Origin of the sequence: Ornithinicoccus halotolerans (genome assembly GCF_009602535.1) — a bacterium.
GTDB lineage: Bacteria > Actinomycetota > Actinomycetes > Actinomycetales > Dermatophilaceae > Ornithinicoccus > Ornithinicoccus halotolerans.
The window spans coordinates 1-17,215 of record NZ_WIQI01000017.1; the positions used below are offsets into that span (position 1 = coordinate 1).

17 protein-coding genes and 1 pseudogene are annotated in these 17,215 nt (G+C 71.2%); 8 read left to right on the forward strand and 10 right to left on the reverse strand.

Annotated elements, in window-relative coordinates; translation table 11 throughout:
- Positions 1-231: pseudogene (locus tag GFJ45_RS16280) on the forward strand (type II secretion system F family protein); the annotation flags it as partial.
- A 1-nt stretch (position 232) separates the two neighbouring features.
- Here the strand turns inward: GFJ45_RS16280 and GFJ45_RS05405 are convergent.
- Entirely contained in the window at positions 233-670 is a 438-nt protein-coding gene (locus tag GFJ45_RS05405) for a MarR family winged helix-turn-helix transcriptional regulator (RefSeq protein ID WP_228386545.1), read from the reverse strand.
- A gap of 50 nt (positions 671-720) precedes the next feature.
- On the opposite strand from GFJ45_RS05405, the gene GFJ45_RS05410 reads away from it, so the two are divergent.
- The 4 genes from GFJ45_RS05410 to GFJ45_RS16290 all read left to right on the forward strand — a co-directional run bounded on the left by GFJ45_RS05410 (position 721) and on the right by GFJ45_RS16290 (position 2,122).
- Complete coding sequence (locus GFJ45_RS05410; protein ID WP_153394967.1) at positions 721-1,044, forward strand: antibiotic biosynthesis monooxygenase; 324 nt, start codon at positions 721-723, stop codon at positions 1,042-1,044.
- Positions 1,045-1,179: 135 nt separating this feature from the next.
- Positions 1,180-1,380 carry a DUF4244 domain-containing protein gene (locus tag GFJ45_RS05415; RefSeq protein WP_153394969.1) on the forward strand — a complete coding sequence of 67 codons (201 nt, stop codon included), beginning with the start codon at positions 1,180-1,182 and terminating at the stop codon, positions 1,378-1,380.
- The gene (locus tag GFJ45_RS16285; RefSeq protein ID WP_323368712.1) at positions 1,377-1,745 is read left to right on the forward strand and encodes a TadE family type IV pilus minor pilin; all 369 of its coding nucleotides are present in this window, start codon (positions 1,377-1,379) and stop codon (positions 1,743-1,745) included. The genes GFJ45_RS05415 and GFJ45_RS16285 overlap by 4 nt, the downstream gene beginning before the upstream one ends.
- Positions 1,742-2,122, forward strand: a complete 381-nt coding sequence (locus tag GFJ45_RS16290; protein WP_194288527.1) for an Rv3654c family TadE-like protein — start codon at positions 1,742-1,744, stop codon at positions 2,120-2,122. The genes GFJ45_RS16285 and GFJ45_RS16290 overlap by 4 nt, the downstream gene beginning before the upstream one ends.
- Before the next feature lie 84 nt (positions 2,123-2,206).
- Here GFJ45_RS16290 and GFJ45_RS05425 read toward each other — a convergent pair whose 3' ends face one another.
- From GFJ45_RS05425 to GFJ45_RS05465, 9 genes are all read right to left on the reverse strand, one after another.
- Positions 2,207-2,560, reverse strand: coding sequence for a histone-like nucleoid-structuring protein Lsr2 (locus GFJ45_RS05425; RefSeq protein WP_456093922.1), 354 nt, complete (start codon positions 2,558-2,560; stop codon positions 2,207-2,209).
- Between the two features lie 304 nt (positions 2,561-2,864).
- The gene (locus GFJ45_RS05430) at positions 2,865-4,100 is read right to left on the reverse strand and encodes an NAD(P)/FAD-dependent oxidoreductase (protein ID WP_153394973.1); all 1,236 of its coding nucleotides are present in this window, start codon (positions 4,098-4,100) and stop codon (positions 2,865-2,867) included.
- A complete protein-coding gene (folE, locus tag GFJ45_RS05435) occupies positions 4,100-4,657 on the reverse strand; it encodes a GTP cyclohydrolase I (RefSeq protein WP_228386547.1) in 558 nt (185 codons plus the stop codon). The genes GFJ45_RS05430 and folE overlap by 1 nt, the downstream gene beginning before the upstream one ends.
- A 226-nt stretch (positions 4,658-4,883) precedes the next feature.
- Positions 4,884-6,542: an FAD-dependent oxidoreductase gene (locus GFJ45_RS05440; RefSeq protein WP_153394978.1), complete on the reverse strand. Its 1,659-nt coding sequence runs from the start codon at positions 6,540-6,542 to the stop codon at positions 4,884-4,886.
- Complete coding sequence (locus GFJ45_RS05445) at positions 6,539-7,972, reverse strand: sensor histidine kinase (RefSeq protein ID WP_153394980.1); 1,434 nt, start codon at positions 7,970-7,972, stop codon at positions 6,539-6,541. The genes GFJ45_RS05440 and GFJ45_RS05445 overlap by 4 nt, the downstream gene beginning before the upstream one ends.
- The gene (locus tag GFJ45_RS05450; protein ID WP_153394982.1) at positions 7,969-10,482 is read right to left on the reverse strand and encodes a response regulator; all 2,514 of its coding nucleotides are present in this window, start codon (positions 10,480-10,482) and stop codon (positions 7,969-7,971) included. The genes GFJ45_RS05445 and GFJ45_RS05450 overlap by 4 nt, the downstream gene beginning before the upstream one ends.
- The gene (locus GFJ45_RS16295) at positions 10,475-11,191 is read right to left on the reverse strand and encodes a response regulator (protein ID WP_194288528.1); all 717 of its coding nucleotides are present in this window, start codon (positions 11,189-11,191) and stop codon (positions 10,475-10,477) included. Before GFJ45_RS16295 ends, GFJ45_RS05450 begins: the two co-directional genes overlap by 8 nt.
- Positions 11,188-13,368, reverse strand: coding sequence for an aromatic amino acid transport family protein (locus GFJ45_RS05460; protein WP_153394986.1), 2,181 nt, complete (start codon positions 13,366-13,368; stop codon positions 11,188-11,190). Before GFJ45_RS05460 ends, GFJ45_RS16295 begins: the two co-directional genes overlap by 4 nt.
- Positions 13,365-14,123, reverse strand: coding sequence for a MinD/ParA family ATP-binding protein (locus tag GFJ45_RS05465; RefSeq protein WP_153394988.1), 759 nt, complete (start codon positions 14,121-14,123; stop codon positions 13,365-13,367). The genes GFJ45_RS05460 and GFJ45_RS05465 overlap by 4 nt, the downstream gene beginning before the upstream one ends.
- 399 nt (positions 14,124-14,522) lie before the next feature.
- On the opposite strand from GFJ45_RS05465, the gene GFJ45_RS16905 reads away from it, so the two are divergent.
- The 3 genes from GFJ45_RS16905 (at position 14,523) to GFJ45_RS05475 (ending at position 17,191) form a co-directional block, all read left to right on the forward strand.
- Positions 14,523-14,651 carry a hypothetical protein gene (locus tag GFJ45_RS16905; RefSeq protein ID WP_267128846.1) on the forward strand — a complete coding sequence of 43 codons (129 nt, stop codon included), beginning with the start codon at positions 14,523-14,525 and terminating at the stop codon, positions 14,649-14,651.
- 121 nt (positions 14,652-14,772) lie between these two features.
- Positions 14,773-15,651 carry an amidohydrolase family protein gene (locus tag GFJ45_RS05470; protein WP_153394990.1) on the forward strand — a complete coding sequence of 293 codons (879 nt, stop codon included), beginning with the start codon at positions 14,773-14,775 and terminating at the stop codon, positions 15,649-15,651.
- Between the two features lies 1 nt (position 15,652).
- Positions 15,653-17,191, forward strand: coding sequence for an AMP-binding protein (locus GFJ45_RS05475; protein ID WP_153394992.1), 1,539 nt, complete (start codon positions 15,653-15,655; stop codon positions 17,189-17,191).
- The last annotated feature ends 24 nt before the right edge of the window (positions 17,192-17,215 follow it).

Genomic DNA, 17,215 nt, shown 5'->3' on the forward strand with positions numbered 1-17,215 from the left:
CTGGCGCTCGCGGCCCGCGCGGGCGTCCCGCCGGCTGAGCTGGTGGAGCAGGCCGCGGCCGACCGGCGGCGCGACCAGCTCGCCGATGCCGAGCGCACCGCCGAACGTCTGGGGGTGCGCCTGGTGCTGCCGACCGGCCTCATGCTGCTCCCGGCGTTCCTGCTGACCACCGTCGTGCCCGTCGTGATGGCGCTGGCCGGAGACATCCTGGGTGCAGCGCTGGGCAGCTGAGTCAGCGCCGCAGGGCACAGATGAGGGACCGCAGCGTCTCGCGCGCCGCCAGCAGGTCCTCCGCCGCGAGCCCGCTCGCGCGGAGCTCACCGGCGCGGCGGACCTCGGAGGCGGCCACGAGCGCGGCCAGGGCCTGCCGTCCCCCGGCGGTCGGCGAGACCAGCGGCGCGCGCCGGTCCCGCGGGTTCGGCGCCACCGTCACGAGCCCCTCCTCCTGCAGCTGGTCCACCACCCGCTGCACGCTCTGCCGAGCCAACCCGAGCCGGCGTGCCGCGGCGGCCGCGCTGCAGGGCTCCTCGGCCACGGCGCTGAGCACGTGCCAGCGCGCCACGGTCTGCCCGCGCTGCCGGGCGATCTCCTCGGCTGTCCGCCGGGACACGCCCGCCAGCTCGTAGACGTCCGCCACCAGCAGCCGGTAGGCCTCCATCGGGCTTGTCACGGAGTCCATGCTAGGGCACGATTGACAGCATCCTGTCGAATGGAGGAGTCATGTCGATCCTGCGGATCTGGCGGGGATGGACCCGCCCCGAGGACGCCGACGCCTACGACCGAGTGCTCGACCAGGACGTGGCACCCGGGATCGTGGCCCGGGGCCTGCCGGGACTGCAGTCGTTCGAGGTCTGGCGGCGGCTGTCCGGCGACGAGCAGGCCGAGGAGTTCCTGACCGCGATGCGGTTCCGCGACATGGCCGCGGTCGGGGAGTTCACCGGCGGGGAGCCGCATGCCTCGGTCGTCCCGCCCCAGGCCCGTGCGGTGCTGTGGCGGTTCGATGACCGTTCGCAGCACTACCAGCTGCGGCGCCGTCACGTCTGAGCGCTCGCTGTCCACACGGACAGCGGGTCCGGTCAGCTGTCCACGGATGCGACGACGACTCTCCTCTCGCGGTGCGGCGCGGCCCAGATTGGGGCCACGGGCCGACCGGCCCGTTTGCCGAGAAGGGAGAGGGACATGAGGATCCGCATCTTCGTCCGGGGGCTGCGCCGGCAGCTGGACGCTCGCCAGGAGGCGGGCATGTCGACGGCCGAGTACGCGGTCTGCACGCTCGCGGCGTGCGCGTTCGCGGCGGTGCTGCTGACCGTGGTGAAGTCGAACCCGATCATGGAGCTGATCACCTCGGTGATCCGCGCGGGTCTCGACGCGGTCCTGTGAGCCGGCGCGGGCACCGTGCTGCAGAGCGCGGCACGGTCACGGCTGAGGCGGCCATGGTCCTGCCGGCCCTGCTCGTGGTGCTCGCGCTCTGCCTGTCGGGGCTCAGCCTGGCGGTAGACCAGGTCCGCTGCGTGGACGCGGCACGCGTGGCTGCGCGTGCCGCGTCCCGCGGCGAGGAGCCCGCGCAGGTGCGCGAGGCGGCGCTGCGGCTGGCGCCACCAGAGTCGACGGTACGGCTGGAGCACGCGGGGTCAGATGTGGTGGTGCACGTGACGGCGCCGGGGCCGCGGCTGCTACCGGGGCTGGAAGGGGCGCGGGCGCGGGCGGTCACGCCGGTGGAGCCGGGCGTGAGGCAAGGCTGGTGAGCGGCCGCCGAGACCAGGGCGCTGCCACCGCCTTCGCGGCCGTGAGTGTGGCGGTGGTGCTGCTGGTCACCGGGATGTTCGTGACCGTCAGCACCGCCCACCTGGCCAGCAACCGGGCCCGAGCGGCGGCCGACCTCGCTGCGGTGGCTGCGGCTGGGCGGATAGCGCCGGGTGGGGACGGGCGCCCGTGTCAGACCGCGCGGCGGGTCGTCGAGGACAACGGGGGCCGTCTGGCCTCCTGCGTGGTCGCAGCACGGGAGGTCGTGGTGCGGGTTGAGGTGGACGTGGCGCTGCCCGGGGTGTCAGCCGCCGGGGCCACCGCGCGGGCAGGGCTGGTGCCGACGGCGGGATCCGTGGGCACCGAGCGACTTCCGTAGCTGCGTGACGGCGAGACCACAAGGACGTTCTCTGCCCCGAAACCCCTGGCGACTGTCCTCGTCGCCAGGGGCTGGGGCGTGAGATCAGTGCGCCGCGTGGTAAGCCTCGATGATCTCCTTCTTGATACGGCCGCGGTCGCTCACCTCGTAGCCGTTGTCTCGCGCCCACTGCCGGATCGCGTTGAGCTGCTCCTTGTCGGCACGGCTGCTGCGGCCACCGCTGGACTGGCGCCGACCACCGACACGTCGGCCGTGATCGGTGTAAAACTTGAGCGTCTCGCGCATCTTCTGGGCGTTCTTGTCGCTCAGGTCAATCTCGTAGGACACGCCGTCAACCGCGAACTGCACCGTCTCGCCGCCGTTTTTGATCTCAGTGCCCTCGATGTCATCCACCAGGATGGTTTGCACACGCTGCGCCACTTCGTACTCCTTCGTCATGAGATGAGGCTGTCGTGCTGCACGATACGCCCTGTCATTAAGTTTCGAGCAAATGCCACCCTCACTGACGCCGGGGTGGCTCGGCTGACGCCTTCCTGGGTGCCGACTCACAGCGGGAAGGACGTTCATTCATCCACGAAGATTGAACCTGGCCGTGGTGACGCCATCGTGCCGCGGAAACCTCCGGACAGTGTCACCAACAACGCCGAGACCTACCAAGCTGTGCCTGAGTGACAAGGTGCGACTATTCGGGGACGCCACCGACGTGGAGTCGCGGCAGGACGGCGAAGTGTTGTTACCAGATTCAACCGCCAGGCGGCGAAGTGGTGTCGACGAGCGTGTCCAGTGGTGTGTCGGCATCGCGCAGCCGGGACAGGTCGACCCGGCCCGTCGCCACAATGCGGCGGATCGGTTCGATCTCGGCCCAGTCGTTGGCATGCATCGCGGCGAGGACTATTCCGTCCTTGAGCCAGAACGAGGTGAAGCGCCGCGCGGGCACGTCCCCGCGGAGGATGACGTCGTCGTATCCGGCAGGCTCGACGTGTCCGACGTACTCGACGCCGAGGTCGTACTGGTCGGTGAAGAAGTACGGCAGCCGGTCGTAGGTCTCTCCGGCGTCCAGCATGTTCCGGGCGGCGGTCAGTCCCTGCTCGACCGCGTTGTCCCAGTGCTCGACACGAAGGTGGCGTCGCAGCACGGGGTGGAAGGCGTTGGCGACGTCGCCCGCGGCGAACACGTCCGGGTGGGATGCGCGCAGGTGCTCGTCCACGAGGATCCCGTTGTCCGTCGCCAGCCCGGCACGCTCCGCGAGCCCGGTGCTGGGCAGGGCGCCCACGCCGACGACGAGCAGGTCCGCCGACACCGCGCGTCCATCGGCGAGCGCGATGACCGCCCGCCCTTCCTGCGCCGTCACTGAGGTGATGTCAACGTTGGTGCGGACAGTCACGCCGTGCTCCTCGTGCAGGGAACGGAAGACCTGGGCGACCTCGCTGCCGAGCACCCGCAGCAGGGGCAGGTCGAGCGCTTCGAGCACGACAACGTCACACCCCGCGCCGCGTGCCGCGGCCGCCACCTCCAGCCCGATCCAGCCCCCGCCGATGATAGCGACGCGACGGCCCGGCCGCAGGTCCGCCTTGAGGCGCTGGCTGTCCTCGATCGTGCGCAGGTATGCCACCGGTGCTCCGCTGTCGTCCGCCATCCCGAGCCGGCGTGGCTCGGAGCCGGTGGCGATCAACAGTCGGTCGTAGGTGATGCGATCCGTGGCGGTGGTGACGGTGTGGGTGTCCAGGTCCATCTCGGTGGCGACCGTGCCGAGCCGCAGGTCGATCTCGTGCTCGCCGTACCACTTCCGTGAATGTGGGAAGGCCGTCTCGAGCTCGTCGGTGCCCAGCAGGAGCCCCTTGGACAGCGGCGGTCGCTCGTAGGGCAGGTGATGCTCGGCGGCGACGAGCAGGACATGCCCCTGGAAGCCATGGGCGCGCAGGCCCTCGGCCGCCTTGGCGGCGGCCAGGCCTCCGCCGACGATCACGAGCCTGTCCATCAGGACTCCTGGCGTGCGCGAGCGAGGGTGAGGAACTCAGCTCGGGAGGAAGGGCTCTCCCGCAGTGCACCGAACAACGCCGAGGTGACGGTGCGCGCGCCGGTCGCGCGGGCGCCGCGCAGGCTCATGCAGCTGTGTGAGGCCTCGACCAGGACCCCGATGCCGCGTGGCGACAGCTGCTGCTGAAGGTGCTCGGCGATCTGCGTGGTCAGCCGCTCCTGGGTCTGCGGCCGGTGACTGAAGAAGGACACCACCCGGGCGAACTTGGACAGGCCCAGGATCCGGTCACCTGGCAGGTAGCCGATGTGCGCGACGCCGACGAAGGGCAGCATGTGGTGCTCGCACACCGAGTGGACCGGTAGGTCCTCGACGAGCACGAGCTCGTCGTAGCGCTCGGTGTTGGGGAAGGTCGTGAAGTCGAAGGAGCCGACGCTCAGCATCTCCGCGTAGGCCTGCGCCATGCGCCGGGGGGTACCGGCCAGCTGGGTGCTGGCGACGGGCACGCCCAGGGCGCTGAGCATGTCGGCCGCGCCCTGCTCGGCAGCGGCCAGATCCACCGGTGCCGCCTCATGGACCACCCGAGGTCGCCGCTCGAACGGGGTCGGTGTTGTCCCGACACTGGCCTCCATGCGCATGGCCCGCCTCCGATTCTAACGAAGTAGATATTGTACGTTAGAGGTCTACCCTCGCTGCGTCAAGGCCGTTCTCCTGGTCGACCCCACGGGGACGCGACGGGCTGCAGTGCGCAGACGCCCATGCGGAGGGGCCGGCCCCGGCGGCGGGCTAGAGGCCGGCGAGCACCTGGTGCACGAACTGCACAGCGACCGACCCTTCGCCGACCGCCGAGGCGACTCGCTTGACCGAGGCAGCGCGGACGTCACCGACGGCGAACACCCCGGGCAGGCTGGTCTCCAGCAGGAACGGGTCCCGTTCCAGGCCCCACCGGTCCGGCCGCAGCCGAGCTCCGGTGAGGACGAAGCCGTCCCGGTCGGTGGCGACCGACTGGCCGAGCCAGGAGGTCAGCGGCCGGCCGCCGATGAAGATGAACATGCCGTGGGCGGACAGTGGTTCCGTCCGGTCCGGCCCCTCGACGAGGACGGTCTCCAGCCGGTGAGTCCCGGTCACCTCCGCCACCCGCGCGCCGGTGCGCACCGTGATGTTGTCGCTGGCCTCGATCCGGTCACACAGGTAGCTCGACATCCGCTCGCGCAGACCAGCGCCCCGGATCACCACCACCACCTCCTCGGCAAACCGCGCGAGGTTCAGCGCCGCCTGCCCGGCAGAGTTGGCCCCGCCCACGATGACCACCCGGCCGCCGGCCATGGCGGCGGCCTCCGTGGAGGCGGCACCGTAGTAGACCCCCCGGCCGGTCAGGTCGGCGACGCCGGGGGCCTCCAGCTGCCGGTACTGCACTCCGGTGGCGATGATGGCACTGGTGCAGTGCAGCTCGTTGCCGTCGTCGAGCCGTACCACCCGGTAGGGGTCCTCGGCTCGCAGCGTGACCACGCGGTGCGGGCTAATGACGCCGGCCCCGAAGCGTCGGGCCTGCGCCAGCGCGCGGCGGGACAGCTCGGAGCCGGACACTCCCGCGGGAAAACCGAGGTAGTTCTCGATCCGGCTGCTGGCACCGGCCTGGCCGCCCGGCGCCTCTGCCTCGACGACCACCGTGCTCAGCCCCTCGGAGGCCGCGTAGACCGCCGCTGCCAGGCCGGCGGGGCCGGCGCCGATGACCACCAGGTCGCAGAAGTCGACCTCCGGCCGGGACGACAGCCCCAGGACCTCGCTCACCTGGGCGGGCTCCGGGTCGGTGAGCACGCGGCCGTCCTCGAGCAGCAGCAGGGGCAGCCGGGCGCCCTTCCCGGCGGCAGTCACCAACGGGGCCGCATCGGGGTGGTCGACGTCGATCCACCGGAACGGCACCTGGTTGCGGGCGAGGAAGTCCCGCATCCGGTGCGAGGAGGCCGACCACCGCTCACCCACCGCTCGTAGTCCAGCCTCCCGCCGTGGTCGGGTCGCGGTCCACTCCTCCAGCAGTTCGTCGAGCACCGGGAACAGGTGCTCCTCGGGTGGGTCCCACGGCTTCATGACGTACTGGTCCAGCGACACGTCGTTGATCGCAGCGATGGCCGCGTCGGTGTCCGCGTAGGCGGTGAGCAGCACGGACTTCAGGTGTGGCTGGAGGCTCTTCAGCTGGACGAGCAGCTCGGTCCCGGTCATCCCGGGCATCCGCTGATCGGTGACCACCAGCGCCACCGGGGCTCCCCGCCGGGTGAGCCGCTCGGCCTGGGCCAGGGCATGGGCAGCGGAGGAGGACGCGAGGACGCGGTAGGTCGCGCCGTACCGGCGGCGCACGTCGCTCACCACGGCATCCAGCACCTGCTCGTCGTCATCGACGACGAGGATCGCGGCGGGCTGGGCGCGCTCGGCGGTGTGGTGGCTCATGGTGTTCCTCCCCGGGGGTCGGGGTCGTCGGCGGTGCCGGAGGGGGCGGCCACGGGCGGCAGCTCCACCCGGAAGACCGTCCGGCCCGGAGCTGACTCGACGGAGATCCGGCCGCCGTGGGCGGTGGTCACGATCTGGTGGGCAATGTTGAGCCCCAAGCCGGTGCCCTCGCCGGGCGGCTTGGTGGTCACGAACGCGTCGAAGACCTCCCCGGCCAGATCCTCCGGAACCCCCGGGCCGTCGTCCTCCACCTCGACGACCACCCCACCGTCCGCCCCGGGCCGGGCGCGAAGAACCACCCGCCCCTGCTTGCCGACCGCGTCGACCGCGTTGTCGACCAGGTTCGTCCAGACCTGGTTGAGCTCGGCGCCGAACGCCTGGATTGGGGGTACCTGGGCGAAGTCCCGCACCACCTCCACTCCGTCGGGGATCTTGTGGCCCAGGATGGTCAGCGTCTCGTCCAGTCCCTGACGGACGTCGACGCCCAACCGCGGGGCACGATCGAGGTTGCTGTACCCCCGCAGTGCCCCGATGAGCTCGGACATCCGCATGGTGCTGCGGGTGATGTGCTCGACCAGGCGCCGCACCCGGATCCGGGCGTGCAGCCACCCCACCGCGGGCGCCGTGGCATCGCCCAGGGCGGTGAGCCGGGGCTCCAGCTCGGTGGAGGTGATGCCGTATGCCGCCAGCTCGGGGGCGATGTTCCACGCGCCCTCGACGCCCGCCGCCTCGAGCAGCCGTTCGATCGCCTCGGCGGGGTCGGGGTCGGGGTCGACCGGGTCGGTGCCGGAGGCGCTGACGGCGATCAGGTCGTCCACCGCCGCCACGGCGGCTGGCCCCTCTGGCATCCGGACGAGCCGGGGCAACAGTCCTTCCACTTCGGCCAGCTGCTCGCGCAGCTGACGCGCGGCGCTGAGGGCCGCACCGGCCGGGTTGTTCAGTTCGTGGCCCAAGCCGGCGCTGAGCCGCCCGAGCGTGGCCAGCCGCTCCTGCTGGCGCAGCGCCAGCTCCTGGCGCAGGTACTCCTGCTCCATCCGGCGGAGTCGGGCCTGCTCGAGGGCGACCCGCAGCCGGACCCGCAACAGCACGGGGTCGAACGGCTTGGGCAGCACGTCGATCGCGCCCAGCTCGATGGCCCGGGCGATGTCCTCGGTCTCCTCGATCGCCGAGATCACCAGTACCGGGGTCCCGCGCAGCTCGGGGTCGGCCCCCACCTGCCGCAGGACTTCGAAGCCGTCGACGCCTGGCATGAGCAGGTCGAGGAGCACCATGTCGACGCGCTCGGCGCCCAACGTCTCCAGCGCCTCCGCGCCGTCCGCGGCTTGCAGCACGTGGTGCCCGAGGTGCTCCACGCCTTTCACCAGGGCGACCCTGTTGAGCAGGGTGTCGTCCACGACGAGCACCGTCGCCCCTTCCTGCGGCCTGGTCACCCGGTTCCCTCCCGGGTCAGCTCCGCCACGCCGCGCCGGGTCGCCTCGGCCAGCCGGTCCAGCTCGGTGAGCTCCACCTCCAGGCTGGCGGTGCGTCGCGCTCGGGCGAGCTGCTCGAGGCGGGCCGCCGCGGCCGACAGGTCGACCGCGCCTACGGTCGCCGCACTGGACTTGAGGCTGTGCGCGTGACGACGCAGGGCGTCGTCGTCGGTGCCGGCGGTCTGCCGGATGGCCGCCAGCAGCCGGGACATCTCCGCGCTGAACTCAGCCAGCAGACTGGCAGTGAAGGACTCGTCCCCGGTGAGCTCGCTGAGGCGGCGAAGCGCCGCACGGTCGATCGCGCCGGCGGGGGGGTCGGCGGCGACGTGGTCACTGGCACTGGGTGCCGTCGCGGCCCGCCCTACCTGGGCAGGCCCGTCATGCAACCACGCCCACGCCTGGTCCAGCGCCGCGGTCAGCTCCTCGACCCGGATCGGCTTGGTGACGTAGCCCTGCATTCCCGCCTCGGCCGCCGCCTGCTGGTCCTCCGTCGTGGCGTTGGCGGTGACGGCGGCGATCCAGGGCTGGTGGCCGACGCGGGACCGGATCATCCGGGCCGCCTCCAGCCCATGCATCCGAGGCATCTGCACGTCCATCAGGATGACGTCGAACTCCGTCCGGGCGACCACCTCCATCACTGCGACGCCGTCGCTCGCGAGCTCGGCGGCATACCCGAGACGCTCCAGTAGGCGCAGCATGAGCCGCTGGTTGGTGGCGTTGTCCTCGGCGACGAGGATCCGTAGCGGCTGCCGCTGGCCCATCGTGGTGTCCAGCTGGCCCGCGGTGTGCCGGGAGACGTGCCGGCTGCGGTGTGTCAGCCGGCTCATCAGCACGTCATGGACCGAGGACTGCTTGAGGGGCCGGGTGAGCAGGTCGCCGAACGGTGTGCCCTCGATCAACGTGCGGCTCGCCACCGACGAGATCAGCACCAGGGGCGTGTCCTTGGTGCGACGGCCGGAGGACAGCCGCTGCGCCAGCCCCGTGGCGTCACCGCGCATGCGCTGGTGGTCGATGAGCACGATGTCGATCCGATGGTGTTCGACCGCTTCCAGCGCCTCCCGCATCGACTCGACGCAGACGACGTCCATCGACCAGCCTCGCCCGAAGTTCTCGAGCAGGTGCTGGTCGGTGGGGTTGTCCAGCACGACGAGCATGACGCGTCCCGCCAGGTGCGCGCCCGGGTCGAGCTCGGCGGACGCGGGCGCCACCGCGTCGCGGGACGGGATGCACACCGTGAAGCACGAACCCTCTCCTGGGGTGCTCGTCACCGAGATGGAGCCGCCGAGGAGCTCAGTGAGGTTCCGGCTGATCGCCAGACCCAGCCCGGTGCCGCCGTACCGCCGGCTGGTCGAGGGGTCGACCTGCTGAAAGGACTCGAACAGGCTGTCCAGCGCGCGGGCCGGGATCCCGATGCCGGTGTCACGTACCTGGAAGGCGATCGCGCCGGTGCCGTCGTCCAGAGTGTCGCACCTCACCGTGAGCGCCACCTCTCCGGTCTCGGTGAACTTGACGGCGTTGGTGAGCAGATTGACCAGGACCTGGCGGAGCCGGTGCCCGTCGGTGGTGATCGAGCGCGGGACGTCCTGGGCGACGTCGTAGACGAGATCGATCCGCTTCTGGGAGGCAAGCGGGGTGATGACGTCCAGGGTCGACTCGACCAGTGCGCGGAGGTCAGTGGTCCTCGGGTCGATCTCGAACCGCCCGGCCTCCATCTTGGAGAAGTCCAGGACGTCGTTGATCGTCGTCAACAGGACCTCCGCGCTGGTGCGGATCGCGGTGACGTACTCCTCCTGCTCGGGGTCGAGCTCGGTGGACGCAAGCAGCCCGTTCATCCCGATGACGGCGTTCATCGGCGTGCGCAGCTCGTGGCTCATGTTGGCCAGGAACTCGCTCTTGGCGCGGGTAGCGTCCTCGGCGAGCAGCCGAGCCTGTCGCTCGGTCTCCACCAGGCGTGCGCGCTGGACGGTGTCCCGCGCGATGACCAGCCACGCCGCCAGGGTCACCCCGAGCAGGTTGCCGAACCAGAAGCCCGTTACCCAGCCCGCCGACAGCGGCTCGCCCCACGGCTCGAGCCTGTTCTCGGCGAGGACACCGACGAGGAGCAGCCCGGCATACCCGGCGAACCACCACCGGGCCGCCCGAACTCCGTAGGTGAGCAGCGCGGCGATCGAGGGCATCAGCGCCCACAGGACCACGCCGCCCGAGCTCTGCAGACCGCCAAGGTGCAGCATGACCAGGAAGGGGGCCACCACGCTGATCACCAGCTGCGCGTCCAAGGCCCTGGTGAGGCCGCGCCGGTGGTGCAGCCACCAGTTGACCAACGACAGCGTCGAGAACGCCCAGGGGTAGATCGCGGTGACGGGAGTGCCGGCCAGGACGTACAGCCCGCCCCACAGCACGCCGGCGACGGCCATCAGCGCCAGCAGGTCGGAGCGCACCGTGACGCCCCAGGAGTCCTCTCGCTCAGTCATCGTCACCGCCCTCGGTGATGATGCGGCGCAGGCCGTCAGCCCGTGCCGCCAGGGTGCGGTAGTGCTCGGTGTCGGTGACTTCGGCCACCCGGCTGCTCAGCTGGCCCCGGTCGATCTCGATCCGCAGCTCCGCCAGCTGTCGGCGAAGGCCCTCCTCGCGGGCGCGGACCTGGGTGACCATGTCGCGGAAGACGCGGGCCAGGGTGCCCAGGCTGTCGTGCCGGGAGGCGACCGGATCCAGCCCGGAGGTGTCATAGGCGCCCTCCTGCAGCGCGACCGCGGCGGCGATCACCCGGTCGACCTGGCGAAGGTGGTCCAGCTCGACGTCCCGCAGCCGCTTCTGAGCCAGCGACGCCCGCAGCCGGGCGGCGAGCAGCGGAGCCTGCAGCGGCTTGGTCAGGTGGTCGGTGGCGCCCAGCCCGATCGAGTGGACCACGTCGTCCAGCTCGTCGGCGGCCGAGACGACGATGACCGGCAGGTGGGTCAGGCCAGGGTCGGCCTTCATCGCCTCGAGCACGCCGAACCCGTCGGTGCCCGGCATCAGCAGGTCGAGCAGCACGACGTCGTAGTGAGGGTCACGAGCCAGCCGCCCCAGTGCCTCAGTACCGTTCGCTGCCGGCTCCGGGTGGTGGCCGAGCGCCGCGACCGCCCGGCAGGCCACCGCCCGGTCGAGCGGGTTGTCGTCGACGACCAGGACACGCGCGCTCACCGCTGGCTCCCCGACGGAGCACCCGGCTCGACGTTGACGGTGAGCGGAGACCCGTCGACGAGTCGGATGCTCGTCGTGCCCTCGCGCAGCTCGACCGGTCGGCCCTGCACCGACACGCGGGGGTCGGCAGGCCTTGAGACACCCCACGGGTCGACCTCGTGGGCCCACACCCGCAGGGCCGCCGTGCCGGCCGGGATGTCGCGCAGCTGCGCCACCCGCGTGCGCTCGGGCAGGTCGAGGACACCGTCCAGGGTGCGCTGGACCAGGCCGGAAGGCGTTGCCGCCTTCACCTCGGCGCGCCCCGGGCGGCCGGCGACGGTGAGCTGCACGGTGTCGAGGGCCAGCTCCTGGTCGCGTCGCAGCTCCAGGGTGGCGAGGGGGCGGAACGCGCCAGAGCGGAACACCACCACGGTGAGGCCGAGGACGATGGTGACGGTCGCAGCCGCGAGCATCCGCTCGGCGGGCCCGGTCCAGATCACGGCGCCGTGGGCGGCCACCGCCGCGACGAACAGCAGGTAGACGGCGGCCAGCACGGGAACCGCGGCTGCCCAGCCGAGGCCGGCTCGCGGGACGTAGTCACCGCGGCGCCGTGTCGCGGCCAGCAGCAGGACCGGCACGACCCCGCCCACCACCGGGATCGCCACCGTGCCGACCAGGCCGAGCACTGCCGTGAAGTCGGCCCGTCCGGTGACGACCAGCAGCTCGACCAGGAGGAACACCATCAGCAGCGGCAACAGCGCGAGTGCCCGCCCGCCACGACCCCGCAGCAGCTCGCGGGCCTGCGCGTGCAGCCCCACCGAGGAGTGGACCGCGGCCATCCCCATGGCGGTGACCACGAAGACGGACCCCAGCCCGAGCACCACCGGCCCGACGGCCTCGGCGAGTGGCGTCAGGGCCGTGCCCGTCTCACGGTGCAGCCGGTCCCCGTCCACGGCGCCGGCCACTGCCACCGACCAGACGGCATACACCGCGATGACGACGAGCATGGCGACGGCCGTGCCGCGGACGAGGGACCGCCCGCTCGGGTCCCGGCGCAGGATGTCAGGGGCGCCGGCGGCGACCGCCGTGTGCCCGAAGTACGCCATCAGGACGACGCCGAAGATCAGTCCGAGGACCGAGCTGTCGAACCCGCTGTCCCACGGCAGCGGCCAGGTCGCGCTGGTGAGCCGACCGGGCCGGAGTGCGGTCAGCGCGGCGACGGTGAGCAGCGTGATGATGAGCAGATTGAGCGCCCCCACGAGGAGGGCGGAGGTGATGGTGGCACCCATCCGGCCCCGCCAGACGAACGCCACAGTGATCGTGAAGAGGACGGCCACCCATACGGCGGGCGGCAGGCCGAGCGAACGCTGCAGCGTGTCCGCCAGGCCGATGTAGTACGCGGTGAGGCTGGCCACTGCGAAGGCCACGAGGGCGAGTGCGGTGACGCCCGACGCGAACCGACCGAGGTGCTGGCGCACGGCGCCGCCCAGGTACGCGCCGGTCCAGCGCACCGTGCCGGTGCGGGCTACCGACTCGGCGATCGCTGTCACGGTCAGGACGTTGACGAGCCCCAGCGCGACGAGCAGGACAAGCCCGGGGAGCGGGCCGACACCCGCCATGGCGATCGGCAGCGCGAGGATACCGGCGCCGACGGTCTGGGTAAGGGTCAGTGCGAACGCCGACCAGAACGGCGGGAGGTCCGTCAGCCGGTCGGCGAGCTGAGCGGTCCGCCAGCGGAGCCGCTCCCGCGAGGAGAGGTCCGTGGCCCACAGTGCGTCGGGCTCGGTGCCGAAGCGGCGGGCGTGCTCCGCCACGACGGACGGCTCGGCGAACCCGATGGCAGCCCGCAGCCGGGGCACGTCGCTCGCCCTGGCCCGGTATCTCGTGGCGAGCGCGTGCGCCAACCCGGCCCGGACTGACGGGGAGCGGGGCACCAAGCGCGCCCACGCAGGGGCGGAGCGCTCGAGGTGCTGAATCCGCGGCGGCTCGGGAAGGTGGTTCCCGGCCCGCAGTGCGGCGAGGTAGTCGCGCTCGGCGGTGGCCACCATGCCCTCGCAGACGGGAGGGGCCGCCACGTGCCGGTCGGCGAGTGCGAGCAGACCGGCTCGACTCTGGACGGCGTACAGAGCCGAGCTGACCCGGCGGCCGGTCAGGCCGCCGAGGACCTCTTCCGGTCGCAGCGGGTCGGTCGCAGTCACCGACCCACCCCCGACAGGAGCCAGTCGGTAGGTTCGGCCAGTGACCCGGTGAACTGGTGCTCGGGGTGTCGTAGGGCGAACACCGCACCGCTGGCCAGCGCCATCACGTCGTCGTCGTGACGGAGCACCCCCACCACCGGTGAGCCGTACGCGGTCCGGACCCGGTCGCGCACCTGGTCGGCGTCAAGGATCGGGGGGACCTTGTTGACCACGAGTCCCTGGCGGCGCACGCCGAGGCCAGCGGCGACCTCCTGGAGCACGGCTGTGCCCTCGTAGTCCTGTCGGTCGGGCCGTAACACGGTGAGCACGGTGTCGCTGATCGCCAGGCTGAGCAGGGTCTCCTCGCCGAGCCCGGGGTGGGTGTCGATCAGCAGCAGGTGCAGGCCCAGGGCCGCGATGACGTCCCGAAGGCCACGCACGAGGAGTTGAGCGTCATACCCCTCGCGGAGGATGCGGGTGATCTCCCCGGCACGGACACTGGCCGGGATGAGGTACAGCCGGCCCGGCCCGTCGCCAGCGGTGACTCGCCGGGCGACGTCGGTGATGGCGCACTGCCCGAACAGGTAGTCGTTGAGGGCGGCGTCGACGTGCTCGCCGTCGAGGCCGAAGAGGACGTGGATGCCGGGGGAGGCGAGGTCGGTGTCGACGACGCCGACGGCATACCCGCGCCGGGCGAGGAGGACGGCAAGGTTCGCCGTCAGGTTGGACTTGCCGGTGCCGCCCCGGAAGGAGTGGACCGACACCACCTGGATCATCGGACCCGCGAGCGAGCCGCCGCGCAGCCAACGGCAGGGTGACAGCGAAGACAGCGCAACGGCGCCCGGCAGCCGCTGCTCGTCCCCGTGGCGAACACACGAGTGCGGGGTTCCCTGTGCCCGGTCCTCATGATGGGTGGCCCTCTCCGAAACTGACCGTAGCAGCGTGTGAGCGGTCAGGAACAGACGTGGCAGGCCGAGATGGGCGCCACAACCGCCGCATATGTCTAGGCAACGGCGACGGCCGTAGAGACCGCGGGTGAATCTTCGCCTCAGGTCTCGGCGGGACGTCGTGAATGCCCTGGCCTCGGTCTGCGCTCAGGCGCGTTCAGGTCACCCCGCTTGGCTGCCCGCAGCGCGAGGTGGTTGCCCGTCACGCCCGTGTTGTCTTTCGCGGTGGTGACCGATGAAGAGCGAGGAATCCGCACCGCGCTCCTCCCGCAGGACATCGATGCCGCCGAAGCAGGCGTGAACGACTGCAACGACGACCTCGCGGACTTCGCCGCGTCCTCAGTCAGCAGTCGATGAGTGGAGTCGTTGTGAGCGCTCCCGAAGTTACCGGCGGGATGAGTCGACGACTGCGGGGCCGCGGTGCATCGTGGGGCACGACAGGGCCGTGCGCACCATATCGAGCACCCGAGGAGACAGTGTGACCATCATCGACGCCCGCGTCCGGTTGCCCCAGGACCAGCGACCTCGCGGGAGTTATGAGGCGCCGAAGCGGCAGACCGAGCAGTACGACAAGGTTCTGGACCTCACCGAGAAGATGAACTCGGGCACACTTCGCGGTCTCCTCGCAGCCCTGGACGACCAGGGGATCGGGCGCGCGGTGATGCATGCGGAGTCCGAGGGCGGCGAAGACGCGGACGTCCTGAACCAGGCACTGGCCGCGGTGGTCGGGCGTCATCCTGACCGGTTCATCGGCATCGGGTGTGTGGATGTCGGCACGCCGTATCCGACAGAGATGGCACGGCAGGTCGTCCGTGCCGCAGAGCTCGGGCACGTGGGGGTCTCCTTCCAGCCGGCCTTCTTCGGCCTGGACATCGACGACCGACGGCTCTACCCGCTGTACGCGCGGGCGGAGGAGATGGGGCTGGTCGTCGCCGTGCACACCGGCATCACCTATAGCCGGATGCACCCGTTGCGCCACGAGAAGCCGGAGCTCCTCGACCAGGTGGCCTGCGACTTCCCTGACCTGAAGCTGATCGCGTGTCACGCGGGCTGGCCGTGGGCCACCGAGTACGCCGCTGTAGCCAGGCGTCATCCCACCGTCTACCTCGAGTTCGGCGCGCTGGCCCCGAAGTACGTCGCCAGGGCGGGCACCGGCTGGGACGCCATGTTCGCCATGATGCCCACCCTGCTGCGCGAGCAGGTCCTCTACGGCAGTGACTGGCCGATGATGGAGCCTGCCCGGGCGATCGCCGAGTGGCGGGCCTCGGGCCTGCCTGCCGACGCGCTGGAGGCCCTCTTCTGCAGCAACGCCCAGCGCCTCTTCGGCCCGGCCCTCGAGGCCTCGCAGGACGGGTGAGATGACGCTCGCGTCCTGCCTCCAGGCGGCCGCCGCCGAAAGTCCGCAGCGGGTCTTCGTCCGGACCGAGCGCGAGGCCATGACCTATGCCGAGTGCTGGCAGCGAGCGGTCGGCTATGCCCGACGGCTGCGCCAGCGGGGGATTGGCCGTGGGGACACGGTGGCACTGATGATGACCAACAGCGCAGAGCAGGTCGCGTTGTGGATGGGAATCAGCGTGACCGGTGCCGTTCACGCCCCGCTGAACACAAGTCTGGTCGGCGACCACCTCGCCCACGCCCTCACGGTCGCCCGCCCACGCGTGGTCGTCGTCGATGACCGGTTTCTCCTCACCGCGGCGGAGGCGCTCGAAAGGGCCGGCTTCGCGACCTCGCTGGTCCCTGGGGCGGAGATGGCGGCCGAGATCGACGCACAACCCGGGAGCGCGACGATGCCGACTGCCTCCGTGCTCACCTCGGTGGCGGAGATGGCGACCGGCACGTTGCTGTTCACCTCGGGAACCACCGGTCCCAGCAAGGCCTGTGAGCTGTCCCATCGCTACCTGCGGCGGCAGGGTGAGCTGCACGCGAAGTACCTGAGGATCACGGCAGACGATGTCCTGTACTGCCCGTTCCCGCTCTTCCACATCGACGCGGCGACCCTGACCGTCTCGGCTGCGCTGTCCCGGCGTGCTACCGCAGCCCTGAGCACCCGTTTCAGCGCCTCCCGGTTCTGGGACGAGGTGCGCGCCTTCGACGCCACCGTGTTCAACTTCATGGGCGCCACACTCAGCATCCTGTGGAAGCAGCCACCGACCGAGCGAGACCGGGACCACCGGGTACGGCTGGCTTGGGGGGTCCCCCTGCCGGAGTGGGCTCCGGAATTCCAGGAGCGCTTCGGTATACCGCTGCGGCAGGTCTACGGGCTGACCGATGGCGGTGTCCCGGTCTACGAGCCGGTCGCGGGACCGCGACGACCCGGTGCCGCCGGGCGCGTGATCGAGGAGTTCGAGGTCCGCATCGACGTGACCCGCAACCGTCCAGGGGACCCGGCAGGAGTGGGAGAGATTCTGGTCCGTGGGCGTGAGCCCGGCCTGGTGATGAACGGCTACTTCGGCATGCCGGAGGCGACGCAGGGGACGGTCGAGGACGGCTGGGTGCGCACCGGGGACGTCGGGGAGCTAGACCAGGACGGCTACCTCACCTTCCGGGGCCGGCTCAGCGACTCCATCCGCCGACGCGGCGAGAACATCTCCGCCTTCGAGGTCGAGCAGCTCGTGGAGTCCCACCCCGGGGTGCTGGAGGCAGCTGCGGTAGGCGTTCCCAGTGAGCTCACCGAGGAGGAGGTGATGGTGTTCGTCGTCCGCAGACCGGGGGCCCAGGTGAACGCCGAGGAACTGCACCGGCACAGCCTTGCCCACGGCCCGGCCTCCATGGCGCCTCGCTACATCGACTTCGTCGACGCCTTGCCCAAGACCCCGACCGAAAAGGTCGAGAAGTTCCGGCTCCAGGAACGGGGAACCCACCGCCGAAGCCGCGCCTGGGATGCTGAGCGAGCCTGACCCAGCACCGCTGACCCCCGAGAG

Excerpts from the sequence above, each read along its gene's own strand:
- GFJ45_RS05430 (WP_153394973.1), bottom strand. The coding sequence starts at position 4,100 with ATGGACAGGCTCGTGATCGTCGGCGGAGGCCTGGCCGCCGCCAAGGCG.
- GFJ45_RS05475 (WP_153394992.1), top strand. The coding sequence starts at position 15,653 with ATGACGCTCGCGTCCTGCCTCCAGGCGGCCGCCGCCGAAAGTCCGCAG.
- GFJ45_RS05425 (WP_456093922.1), bottom strand. The coding sequence starts at position 2,560 with ATGACGAAGGAGTACGAAGTGGCGCAGCGTGTGCAAACCATCCTGGTG.
- GFJ45_RS05465 (WP_153394988.1), bottom strand. The coding sequence starts at position 14,123 with ATGATCCAGGTGGTGTCGGTCCACTCCTTCCGGGGCGGCACCGGCAAG.
- GFJ45_RS05440 (WP_153394978.1), bottom strand. The coding sequence starts at position 6,542 with ATGAGCCACCACACCGCCGAGCGCGCCCAGCCCGCCGCGATCCTCGTC.
- GFJ45_RS05415 (WP_153394969.1), top strand. The coding sequence starts at position 1,180 with ATGAGGATCCGCATCTTCGTCCGGGGGCTGCGCCGGCAGCTGGACGCT.
- GFJ45_RS05410 (WP_153394967.1), top strand. The coding sequence starts at position 721 with ATGTCGATCCTGCGGATCTGGCGGGGATGGACCCGCCCCGAGGACGCC.
- GFJ45_RS05450 (WP_153394982.1), bottom strand. The coding sequence starts at position 10,482 with ATGACTGAGCGAGAGGACTCCTGGGGCGTCACGGTGCGCTCCGACCTG.